The organism is Acinetobacter gyllenbergii CIP 110306 = MTCC 11365 (genome assembly GCF_000413855.1).
Lineage (GTDB): Bacteria > Pseudomonadota > Gammaproteobacteria > Pseudomonadales > Moraxellaceae > Acinetobacter > Acinetobacter gyllenbergii.
This window is the reverse complement of sequence record NZ_ATGG01000048.1, coordinates 22,879-34,746: the sequence shown is the minus strand read 5'-3', so window position 1 is coordinate 34,746 and position 11,868 is coordinate 22,879. Positions and strand designations below refer to the sequence as shown.

The 11,868-nt window shown below is 40.4% G+C and carries 9 protein-coding genes; 5 read left to right on the top strand and 4 right to left on the bottom strand.

The window, feature by feature from the left end:
• The first annotated feature begins 313 nt into the window (after positions 1-313).
• Positions 314-532 carry a DUF1653 domain-containing protein gene (locus tag F957_RS02585; protein WP_016539763.1) on the top strand — a complete coding sequence of 73 codons (219 nt, stop codon included), beginning with the start codon at positions 314-316 and terminating at the stop codon, positions 530-532.
• Positions 533-573: 41 nt separating this feature from the next.
• Entirely contained in the window at positions 574-1,161 is a 588-nt protein-coding gene (locus F957_RS02590; RefSeq protein ID WP_016539764.1) for an O-methyltransferase, read from the top strand.
• On the opposite strand, the gene F957_RS02595 is transcribed toward F957_RS02590, so the two are convergent.
• On the bottom strand, positions 1,138-2,187 hold the full coding sequence (locus F957_RS02595) for a helix-turn-helix domain-containing protein (RefSeq protein WP_016539765.1): 1,050 nt from the start codon (positions 2,185-2,187) through the stop codon (positions 1,138-1,140). The two genes, F957_RS02590 and F957_RS02595, sit on opposite strands and share 24 nt — an antisense overlap.
• 122 nt (positions 2,188-2,309) lie before the next feature.
• Here F957_RS02595 and F957_RS02600 point away from each other — a divergent pair, with 122 nt between their 5' ends.
• Positions 2,310-3,503, top strand: coding sequence for an alkane 1-monooxygenase (locus tag F957_RS02600; protein ID WP_016539766.1), 1,194 nt, complete (start codon positions 2,310-2,312; stop codon positions 3,501-3,503).
• Positions 3,504-3,556: 53 nt separating this feature from the next.
• On the opposite strand, the gene F957_RS02605 is transcribed toward F957_RS02600, so the two are convergent.
• Both F957_RS02605 and ahpC read right to left on the bottom strand, forming a co-directional pair.
• Complete coding sequence (locus F957_RS02605) at positions 3,557-3,766, bottom strand: KTSC domain-containing protein (RefSeq protein WP_003652651.1); 210 nt, start codon at positions 3,764-3,766, stop codon at positions 3,557-3,559.
• Between the two features lie 254 nt (positions 3,767-4,020).
• Positions 4,021-4,584, bottom strand: coding sequence for an alkyl hydroperoxide reductase subunit C (gene ahpC / locus F957_RS02610; protein ID WP_016539767.1), 564 nt, complete (start codon positions 4,582-4,584; stop codon positions 4,021-4,023).
• Positions 4,585-5,061: 477 nt separating this feature from the next.
• Between ahpC and hrpA the strand changes: the two genes are divergently transcribed.
• Positions 5,062-8,916, top strand: a complete 3,855-nt coding sequence (gene hrpA, locus F957_RS02615) for an ATP-dependent RNA helicase HrpA (RefSeq protein WP_016539768.1) — start codon at positions 5,062-5,064, stop codon at positions 8,914-8,916.
• A gap of 45 nt (positions 8,917-8,961) precedes the next feature.
• On the top strand, positions 8,962-10,068 hold the full coding sequence (locus F957_RS02620; RefSeq protein WP_016539769.1) for a beta-ketoacyl-ACP synthase III: 1,107 nt from the start codon (positions 8,962-8,964) through the stop codon (positions 10,066-10,068).
• A gap of 56 nt (positions 10,069-10,124) precedes the next feature.
• On the opposite strand, the gene F957_RS02625 is transcribed toward F957_RS02620, so the two are convergent.
• Positions 10,125-11,828 (bottom strand): DUF4394 domain-containing protein, encoded by a 1,704-nt coding sequence (locus F957_RS02625; RefSeq protein ID WP_016539770.1) that lies wholly within the window; start codon positions 11,826-11,828, stop codon positions 10,125-10,127.
• Positions 11,829-11,868: the final 40 nt, after the last annotated feature.

Genomic DNA, 11,868 nt, shown 5'->3' with positions numbered 1-11,868 from the left:
CTAAAGCAGCAACCAACTCGATTGGACTTTCTAAACGTTCTAAGTAAGCTTTTAATTGAGTTTTAATATTTTGATCTAACATGTATTTCTCCAAAGACTAAGGCTTTCAAATCAGCTAAATTCATTTAATGAGGCTATAGTACGCAAAAGTACTAAATAGGTAAAACAGTATGTTTTTATGGATTTGATCGGTTTTTTGAATTTCTACTGGTTTTGTCACTTTTTTGAACATATCTTTCAGTAAAAATTTGAGTACAATCAAAGTTGTTATATAACTGCAATCATTTCGTGGCATAAATAAAGGGTAACGAACATGACTTTACAACGTGGCATCTATCAGCATTATAAAGGACAGCTATATCAAGTCTTTAACGTGGCTCGTCATAGTGAAACAGAAGAACAGTTGGTGGTCTACCAATGCTTATATGGGGATTATTCGATGTGGGTACGCCCATTGACAATGTTTAGCGAAACCGTTCAGCTTGAAGACGGGCAAGTCCTGCCGCGTTTTAAATTAATACAATCAACTTAAATTCATTTAGCTTTTAAACAGCCTGTTTGAGGGGATCAGACATGACCAGCACGGTATTTTTACAACGTATTTCTGATTTATATGATGAGTTTAAACAACACGATGCTCGACAGTCTGATCGTTTAAGACGCTATCGAAATATTGAAGCAGAGTCTGCCAAGCTGCTGGCAATGCTAGTTCGTAGCCAACGATCAAAACGGATTTTAGAAATAGGTACTTCAACGGGTTATTCAACACTTTGGCTGGCAGAAGCTGCAAAAGCAGTTGCTGGGGCGGTGCAAACCTTAGAAATTAATGCTTTTCGTAGCGCACAAGCAAGAAAGTACGCTGAGGAATTTGGCTTAGAGGCTTTGATTGATTTTTGGGTGGGTGATGCAGCAGATTATCTGGCCCAAGCGACCGAACCTTTCGATTTGATATTACTGGATGCTGAGCGTGGTAGTTATGCTGGGTATTGGGAAGACTTAAAGCGTTTATTGCAATCTTCAGGTAGTACTTTAATTGTTGATAATGTGATTTCCCATGCCGCAGAAGTGAAGGAATTTCTTGAACTGATCAAAGATGATGAAGACTATATGAGTACGATCTTACCTGTCGGCGCTGGCTTATGTATGGTGGTCTTGAAATAAGTTGATTTTATGAAGATGCGCTTGCCGATAAGCCTGCGGACTACAGCCCTGAACTTTATTAAATGCACGGGTGAAATTGGCAGGATTGGAATAACCCAGCTCATAGGCAATATGGGTAATGGTAAAGCTAGAATTTTCTAATAAATCAATGGCACGCTCAGTGCTGATCTGCTGTTTTAAAGCTTGAAATTCAACGCCTTGTTGCTGCAAATAGCGTTGCAAGGTTTTGGTGGAAATATTTAATACTTTGGCACATTCCATGAGGGTTGGGACTTGATTGGCTTGTCGCAACATCATGCTGACCCATTCCACAATTTCGCCTTGATGGTAGATTTTCTGGATTTGTTCCTGACAGCGTTGTTCAACTATTTTTAAACTATGTGCATCTGCCAAAGGTAAGGGTAGTGCCAATTGTTGCTGATCAATCACCACACGGATACCTGAAAGCCAAGTATAGTTAAAGTGAAAATTGGCTTTCACCAAGGCTAAATAACGATCTTGATAGCTTGGCTCTGGAATACTTAAATAGACTTGGTAGCGTTGTAATTGCTGACCTGCCAATTCTAATAGACTGTAGTAGAACGCTACGGCAATCGCTTCAATATGAAAGGCCAAACACTGCTTATTCATCTGCAAAATTGGTTCAAATAATAGTTCAACTTTTTGTGAGTCTGATGGAAACTGAATACTCAGCTTAAAACTCGGCATAATCAGTCTAAAATATTGTGCAATCAGCCTAAGTGCATGTTCTAGATTTGGGCTGGTCATCAGTGCATAGCCGACGAGACTGTGTGAGCTGAGCTTTATATTTTTACCCAGCTCAAAGGCCAAGTCTCGGGTATTGGGCAGGCTTAAACCAATTTCTATGAATTGCTCAATTTGTTGAATCGATAATAATTCTGTTTTTGCCAGTTCTTGCTGTACTGCCATCAACAAATCATTATCGTATTGATGCGTACCGATTAAAATTTCAATCAATCGCAAATAATAACGTGATGGAATAACAGGGATCTGTTGCTTTTGCACAAGAAAAACTCAGTAAAGTCTTAAAATGATAATAGCAAGTCTTAAAATGATAATATAGAGGGGCGATGAAGGAACACAATCAGTTCAAGCAAAACATTTTGTGTTTGATTGAGGAGTTTCTAATGAATATGCGTACTCAACTGGATGTCGAGCAAGCGACAACAACATTTAAGGATAAAAAACGTCACTTATGGCTATTGGGTTTGGCTGTACCAACCATTGCAATGGGGGGCTTGGCGGGCTATCAATTTGGTCCTAAAAAAACGAAAAAGTTCTTCGCTTCATTTGGGCCATTATTTATTCATGGCGTGATCCCAACATTGGATAAATTGATTGGCGAAGACACGGAAAACCCACCATTAGATGCAATCGCAGATTTAGAAGCCGATCCGTATTACGCTCGTATTGTGAAGCTTTTCATACCATTACAATACGCGACCAATATTTATGGGGCCTATTTAGCTAGTCGTAAGGATACACCCGTCGCGGATCAAGTTTTACTAGGAACTTTGGTAGGCATGGTCAATGGTATTGCAATTAATACTGCACATGAACTCAGCCATAAGACAGGGCGCTTGGAGCATTATCTTTCGCATTTGGCTTTGGCGCCCTCAGGTTATAACCATTTTCGAATCGAACACCCATATGGGCACCATCGTCGTGTTGCGACACCAGAAGATCCTGCCTCTTCACAATTTGGCGAGACTTTCTGGAAGTTTTTACCACGTACTGTGATTGGTAGCTTTAAATCTGCAATTGAAATTGAAAAGAATCGTTTAGAACGTAAAAAGCTGCCTTTCTTCTGTAAGGAGAATGAGTTGATTCATGGCTGGGCGATGTCTGCTGCATACCATGCTGCCATGTTTACGAAGTTTGGTCTGCGCTCAGTACCGTTCCAAGTCACGCAAGCGACTTATGCGATCACTTTGTTTGAGTCGGTGAATTATATTGAACATTATGGTTTGAAGCGTACAAAGAAAGACAATGGTCAGTATGAGCGAACGCTACCAGAACATAGCTGGAACAACAATAATGTGGTAACCAATCTGTTCTTATATCAGTTGCAACGTCATTCGGATCATCATGCTAATCCAACCCGAAGCTTCCAAACTTTGCGACATTTTGAAGATGCACCACAACTCCCTGCTGGTTATGGTGCGATGATTTTGCCAGCATTTATTCCATCGTGGTGGTCAAAAATTATGGATGATCGAGTTGTACAGCACTATAAAGGTAACTTGGACAGGATCAATGTCTATCCTGAAGCCGAGCAGAAGATGTTAGAGAAATATGCTAAACAGCAAGATGTGGCTTAACGTTTAAGTTAGATTCAACGAAAATCAGCCCAACGGGCTGATTTTTTTATTTTCTAAGCCGAAATACAGAGTCGTTTAAAATGCAGATCAAACTCAAGATATTTATGCACAAAGGCTGTTTTATCATTGGTGCGAAGTAAATTATTGTAGATAAACTCTGGAACGGGATGATAAAGCTCACCTGAGCCATTGCTATAAAAAATTTTTAAATAGCGTGAAGAAACATCATATTTCCAAGAGGTTACAACAACAGATTTTTCCATATAACGACTCCTATTTTTGTTTGATCTTTTAGTACATATCTAAAAACTCTTTTGTTTCATAATTTGACACTACTCCAACTGGGGCAGTCTGACAATTCATAAATGAAGCTGGCTATAAATTTATAAGTATAAGAATTGTAAAAAATTAGCTATAAATTTTCGGTGTGGAATAGGACTTGGATTGATAAAAATAATCAATAAAAAAACCACCCTAAAAAAGGGTGGTTTCAAACCGATTGGTCTAATCTAAAGAATTAGATTTTACCAACTAAGTCGATAGATGGAGCAAGTGTAGCTTCGCCTTCTTTCCATTTAGCTGGGCAAACTTCACCTGGGTGAGCGTGAACATATTGAGCAGCTTTAACTTTACGAAGAAGTTCAGATGCATCACGGCCGATACCACCAGCGTTGATTTCAACGATTTGGATTTTGCCTTCTGGATCGATTACGAAAGTACCACGGTCAGCAAGACCAGCAGCTTCGATTAATACCTCGAAGTTTTTAGAAAGTGTCCAAGTTGGGTCACCGATCAATGGGTATTGGATTTTACCAATCACTTCTGAAGTGTCGTGCCAAGCTTTGTGCGTGAAATGAGTGTCAGTAGACACGCCATAGATTTCTACGCCTAATTTTTGGAATTCAGCATAGTTGTCAGCAAGGTCACCTAACTCAGTTGGACATACGAATGTGAAGTCAGCTGGGTAGAAGAATACAACAGACCATTTGCCTTTAAGATCTGCTTCAGATACGTCAACAAATTGACCGTTGTGGTACGCAGTCGCTTTAAATGGTTTAACTTCAGTATTAATTAAGCTCATCATTGTCTCCATGATTGAGGTTTTATTGAGAGGCTAACGCCTTACTTGTTTACGAGGTCAAGAATAAATAATTTTTAGTTATTGGGGAAATAGTATTTTTACATGACTAGAATCGGAAAATTGAATAACTCAATAAAAACGACTTTCACCCAAGAATATCTGTCCTATTTGACTGCATCGAGATGAAGCAAACATGACAAAAGATCCAGAACTAATGTGCATAACAACATGAAGTCTACGCCATCAAAATTCAAGGGTAAAATTGAAAAAATCTAAAATTATATAAAAAACGGAGATATACGATTAAATTTTCTGCATTGCGAGACTCATTAACACGACTCAATAATACTGAGCAGCGCTAAGCATCTAAAAATGATTAATCGGAGTTAATGCAAAGCATTTGAAAAGCTTTCTTTGCATAGCAAGATTTTAAGGCGTAAAATAGCCGATTCTTTTTATATTCAGGAAAGCTGTTCAGTGCAGAGTCATTTAAATGTAGATCAATGGGTTATGGCACGTGACCGTCACCGTTTAAATCGACTGCGCAAGGATAAGAAAACAGAAACAGCAGAAATTGAAAAACTATTTGAACAGTCTAACCATAAAGTCAAACAACGTTTAGCCCGTATTCCGCAAATCAAGCTCAATCAAGACTTGCCTGTTACCCAATACGCAGATCGTTTAATTGAGGCGATTCAAAAGCATCAGGTGATTATTGTTGCTGGTGAAACGGGTTCTGGTAAAACCACACAGCTTCCACAAATTGCCATGCTGGCAGGTCGTGGACTCACAGGCATGATCGGTCATACTCAGCCGCGTCGATTGGCTGCACGGAGTGTTTCACAACGTATTGCGGAAGAAGTGGGACAGAAGCTAGGTGATGCCATTGGTTTCAAGGTTCGTTTTAATGAGCAAGGTTCGCAAGATTCTATCGTCCGTTTGATGACCGATGGTATTTTGTTGGCAGAGCTTACCAACGACCGTTTTTTATCAAAATATGACACCATCATTATTGATGAAGCGCATGAACGCTCACTCAATATTGATTTCATCATGGGCTATCTCAAGCAGCTTTTGCCAAAGCGCCCTGATTTAAAAGTGATCGTGACCTCAGCAACTTTGGATGTAAATCGTTTCAGTCAATATTTCAATGATGCACCGATCTTCGAAGTGGAAGGGCGAAGCTTCCCCGTGGAAGTGCGTTATCGTCCCATCTCCGAGATGAGTATTGTCGGTAGTGATGATGATGAGTTCGATGACTTTGAAGAAAATCTACCACGTGCTGTGGTACAGGCAGTCGAAGAATGTTTTGCTGATGCAGAAAGCCGCGGTCATCCTGAACATGCCGATATTTTGATTTTTGCCAGTACTGAACAAGAAATTCGTGAGTTACAGGAAACTTTGCAGAAGTTTGGTCCTCGTCATACTGAGGTTTTACCTTTGTATGCACGTTTGGCGCTGGCTGAACAGCAAAAGATTTTTAGTCCGAGTGGCAAAGGGCGACGTATTATTATTGCGACCAACGTGGCGGAAACGGCGTTGACGGTGCCCAATATTCGCTATGTGATTGATAGTGGTTTTGCTCGTATTTCACGTTATAACTACCGTTCGCGGGTACAGCGCTTACCAATTGAAGCGATTTCACAGGCAGCAGCCAATCAGCGTAAGGGGCGCTGTGGTCGTATTGCTGCAGGTGTCTGTATCCGGCTATACAGTGAAGAAGATTTTTTAAGTCGTCCAGAGTTTACTGAACCTGAGATTAAACGAACCAACTTGGCTTCTGTAATTTTACAGATGCAAAGTTTAGGTTTAGGTAGTTTAGAAGATTTTGACTTTATTGAGCCGCCTGATTTCCGTTTGGTCAATGACGGACGTAAGCTCTTGATAGAGTTAGGCGCATTAAATGAACGTAAGAATGATTTAACCAAAGTCGGTCAAATGATGGCGCGTATGCCGATTGATCCACGACTGGCTCGAATGCTGATTGGTGGTGCGCACTTTGGTGTACTTAAAGAAACACTGATTATTGTCAGTGCCTTGGCGATTCAAGATCCGCGTGAACGTCCAGTTGATAAGCAAATGCAGGCCGATCAAAAGCATGCCTTATTCAAGGAAGCAGATTCAGACTTTTTATTCTATCTGAAGCTTTGGAATACGATACAAACCAGTCCTGATACACAAACCGAAAACAAGCGCCGACAATTTGCGCGCCAACATTTTTTAAGTTGGTTACGTCTGCGGGAATGGAAGCAAACCCATCAGCAGTTAGTGGAACTGGCAGAAGGTTTAAAGCTGAGTTTTAATGAAAAATCAGCCAATTATGAAAACTTACACCGTGCGCTGTTAACTGGCTTGCTTTCATTTATTGCCAATAAAACAGATGAACGTAATACTTTTATGGCGGTGCGTCAGCAGAAAGCCAAAGTGTTCCCAGCCAGTACCTTACACAAGACCAATACTGCTTGGGTCATGGCCTTTGAGATGGTGGAAACTTCTCAGGTGTATTTACGTACTTTGGCCAAAATTGATCCTGAATGGATTCTGTTGGCAGCTCGTGATTTATTGAAGTACCACTATTTCGAGCCACACTGGTCAAAAAAAGCGGGTATTGTAAATGCCTATGCACAAATATCACTATTCGGTTTAATCATCGAGCCAAAGCGAATGATTAATTTTGAGAAAGTGGATCAAGCTGCGGCACATGAAATCTTCTTACGTGATGCTCTGACCACGGGTAATTTAGGTGTTACACCGCCGTTTTTAAAGCACAACCTACTGAAACTCGAAGAAGTTGAACGGGTAGAAGATAAGTTGCGTCGCCGCGATTTAGTGGTCGATGAGGAAACCATTTACCAGTTCTATGCCGAGAAAGTGCCAGAGGAAATTGCCAGTCGTCGTAGCTTTGAAGATTGGCGGGCAACAGTAGAAACAGACAATCCACGCTACTTGTTCGTTGAAGATGATGCTTTGTGGATGAATGATCGTCCCACCACGCAACAATTCCCTGATTATTTACATAATGGTCAGTTACGTTTGGCTGCAAGCTATCGTTTTGATCCAAGTCATGATGAAGATGGGGCAACGGTTAAAATCCCTGTGCAGGCTTTACCGCAAGTGGATGAAAAGCAATGGTCTTGGGGAATTCCTGGTTGGCGACAAGATTTAATTGAAGCTTTGCTCAAAGCACTTCCTAAAGATAAACGTCGTAATCTGGTTCCGATTCCAGATACCGCTAAAAAGTTGATGCAAGGCATTGATGCGGTGCATTTACGTGAGCATCTATTTAATTATTTAGCCTTTGCTTTACGTGGTGAACAGATTACGGAAAAAGACTTTTCTTTCGAGAGAATTGATCAATATCTGGTGCCTTTTATTAAGGTATTGGATGAAAAAGGTAAACTGATTGCCCAAGGTCGTGACTTAGATGAGTTAAAAGCACGTTGTCGTGTTGAAACTCATCGTCCAGTGAAACAGCAAGCTGGTGAGTTCCAGACCTTCCCTGAAAACTTTGTATTTGAAGCATCGCAAAAAGTGACGGGCGTGATCGTCAAGCAATATCAGGCTTTGGTTCCTACCAAGCGATTTGCTGAGCTTGAAGCCAAAGATGAAGCGGGCGTGGTGATTCAAACCTTTAATGATCAGGATGAAGCGATTAAGCAGCATCGTGAAGGGGTAATCCGTCTGGTACATATGCAATTGGGGGATTTAATCCGTCAATTGAAAAAACAGATTTCCAAGCCTTTAGCTCTCGCTTATTCACCGCTGGGTGATCGTGCCAAGCTGGAGCAAATGCTGGTCTATGCAACCTTACAGATTTCGATTCAAGAACTGCCTAAAAATGCCACTGAGTTTCAGCAGTTACTGACTGAAACTAAAAAGCAATTTTTAGCAAATGGTCAACAGACATTAACTGATTTAACTGAAATATTTACTCAATGGCAGCAGATTCGCCGTGAACTATTGGTCTTGGATCAGAGTATTTTTGGCCGAAGTGTCGATGACATAGAAGATCAACTTGATTTAATGTCATTGGCAAACTTTGTTTATAGCCAATCACCCGAAATTTGGCAGGAATACCCGCGTTATTTGAAAGCGCTGCTATTGCGTTTAGATCGTTTGCCCAATAATCTACAACGAGACCTTGCTGCAATTGATGATGTCGATCCATGGATGGACAAAGTATTTAAATTTAGAAACGATCCTAAAATCAAAGAACTGTATTTGATGTTGGAAGAACTGAGAATTTCCTTGTTTTCTCAACCGATGAAAACAAAGCTGCCTATTTCACCAACTAGATTACAAAAACTATGGGATCGATTAGCAATCGGTTAAACTGAGAAATATGAAAGTTAGAAGCATTCTTTACAGGAGTTTTACATGGGCATCCGTATAACAGGTACTGGGTTATTTCACCCAACCGAATCTATTTCCAATGAAGAGTTGGTTGAAAGTTTAAATGCTTATGTAGAACAGTATAACCAAGATCACGCAGCGCAAATTGAAGCTGGCGAAATTGAAGCACTTCGTGGCTCAAGCCCTGAATTTATCGAAAAAGCATCGGGTATCCAACGCCGTTATGTGGTCGAAAAATCGGGTATTCTTGATCCAACCCGTTTACGTCCGCGTTTGCAAGAGCGCAGCAATGATGAATTGTCACTTCAAGCAGAGTGGGGCGTGATTGCTGCAAAACAAGCGATGGAAAATGCAGGCGTGACTGCAGAAGATATCGATGTGGTGATTTTGGCGTGTTCAAATATGCAACGTGCCTATCCTGCAGTTGCGATTGAAATCCAGTCTGCTTTGGGTATCCAAGGTTATGCTTATGACATGAACGTGGCATGTTCTGCTGCGACATTTGGTTTGAAGCAAGCTTATGATGCCGTGAAATGTGGCGCGCGCCGTGTGTTATTGCTCAATGTTGAAATTACATCGGGTCATTTAGATTACCGTACTCGTGATGCACACTTTATCTTTGGGGATGTTGCAACGGCATCGATTATTGAAGAAACTGAAACTAAGTCGGGTTATGAAATCTTAGATATCCATTTGTTTACTCAGTTCTCAAATAATATCCGTAACAATTTTGGTTTCTTAAACCGTAGCGAAGATGCAGTGGTTGATGACAAGTTATTCCGTCAAGACGGTCGTAAAGTCTTTAAAGAAGTTTGTCCTTTAGTTGCTAAAATCATTACAGCACAATTGGAAAAACTGGAGTTAAGCGCTGAACAAATCAAGCGTTTCTGGTTGCATCAAGCCAATGCCAATATGAATGAACTGATTTTGAAATTGGTTGTGGGTAAAGAGGCTGATTTAGAGCGTGCACCGATCATTTTAGATGAGTTTGCCAATACCTCATCTGCGGGTGTGATTATTGCGATGCATCGTACTGGTGAGCAAGTCAATAACGGCGAATATGCTGTGATCTCTTCATTCGGTGCTGGCTATTCTGTTGGTTCGATTGTGGTGCAAAAATATATTGCCTAGGTTTTTGTTTTAATCATAAAAAAACACCACAATTGTGGTGTTTTTTATTATTAAGCTCATTTAAATAAAATTGCTAAATCAATCACTTGTGGTGTGGAACTGTTTCCAATTTTCGATGCAGCTAAGTTTGGTGTGCCATCGACATTAATGGCTAATCTTGCACGCGGTGTTGTAATCGTTGTATCGCTATTTAAATCGATACGATAGAGGGTGGATGCTCCCGATCCACTTGAAACTGTAGCAAGGGCATAACCATTGTCCCCACCTGCAATATCAAAACCATTATCCATGCCAAGATCAATGCCTAAATTTCCAATGAAATTTAGTGTTCCATTATTTGGAGGGTTTTGTTTCGCGAGAGTTTTGTTGCTTTGATCTAAATCAAAAAGCTCTGTGCTCAGCATAGCTACAGGTGTTTTAAAGCTATTTGTGTACGCTGCCGCTGTTACTTTTACACCCGAAGCTCCATTGATATCACCATCTTTAATCGTATCGCCTGTATCAACATTTATTCGTAAGTTTTGCCCTGTATCGCTAATTACACGGAGACGATCGGCTGTTGGATTGAAATCAACTGCAAAGCTCGTGCCTTGTAACGTTGTAAAACCACTGCCTGCCGCTGGTTTTAAGGTGGTGACTAAGCTTGCTAAACCAGAATCAGTATTAATGGTATACACGTTTGCTTTATTGGTAAGTCCGTACAACTTGCCTGAATTTTCTGTTGATGTTCTTAAACGGTAGTCAATACCAATAAATCTTTCATCAACGAGCAGACCGTTTAAATTTTTTTCAACGACTGAATTTGGGTTGCTTAAAGCGAAACTTAACAACTTATTATTTGCGGTTAAACCAAAGCCTTGAGCTGTTGAGTCGGTGGCTCTTTTTAAAGCAATTCCACGAATTCCCATGCTATTAAAACTTGTATTTAAATCACTCGTTGCAAAAATTGCATCATTGCTCGTACCAATATTAGCAAGGTTAAGTTGGTAGAATTTGTATGTTCCTGATACAAGTTTTAGCGCAGCAAATCCGATATTGTTGACTGGATCTATATCAAAACCACCACCACCGTTGGTATTGATATCTGCGCCAAGTACTGCTGAACTTCCAAGTGTACCTGCATTGGCATTTTGTAAATAAATTCGATCTGAATTTTGGTCAATGCTGTAAAGCTTGGTGGAGGCTGTTCCTGCAAATGCATTGGTATATGCACCTGCAACAATAGCAGGGCTACTCTCTGCTAAATTAATTGCACCGTCAGTAATTGTTGTGCCTGTATCAACATTAATTCGAAGATTTTGTCCAGTATTGGTCATTACTCTTAAGCGGTCAGCGACTGGATTGAAATTAACTGTGATGAGATTTGCTTCACCTAAAATTTTTGTAAATGGTGTATTCCCATCTATGGTATCGGTTGGATCTGCAATGAGGGCTTTAACAAATGTGGCAACGCCAGTGGAGGGGTTGAGTGTATAAATATTTCCCAGTAAACCAATTGCGTAAAGCTTGCTATCCTTGGGGCGATAATCAATTCCAACAAGTTCATCGCCAGATTGTAAGCCTGTAATTTTAATATTTGAGACAATTGTGTTTGGTGCCATGCGGTCTATTGAACTGATCATCCCATTGTTGGTCAAAATTAAAGTATCGCCAGTGTTGGCATTCACTGTCTCGGAGTCATTGTTTGAATCGTTATTACAGCCTAATAATATTAAGCTTCCCAGTATTGTCGCGGTTAGTGTGAATACTTTCTTCTTCATTGTTTTGGATCCTGATTAATATATTTTGGTTATAAGAAGC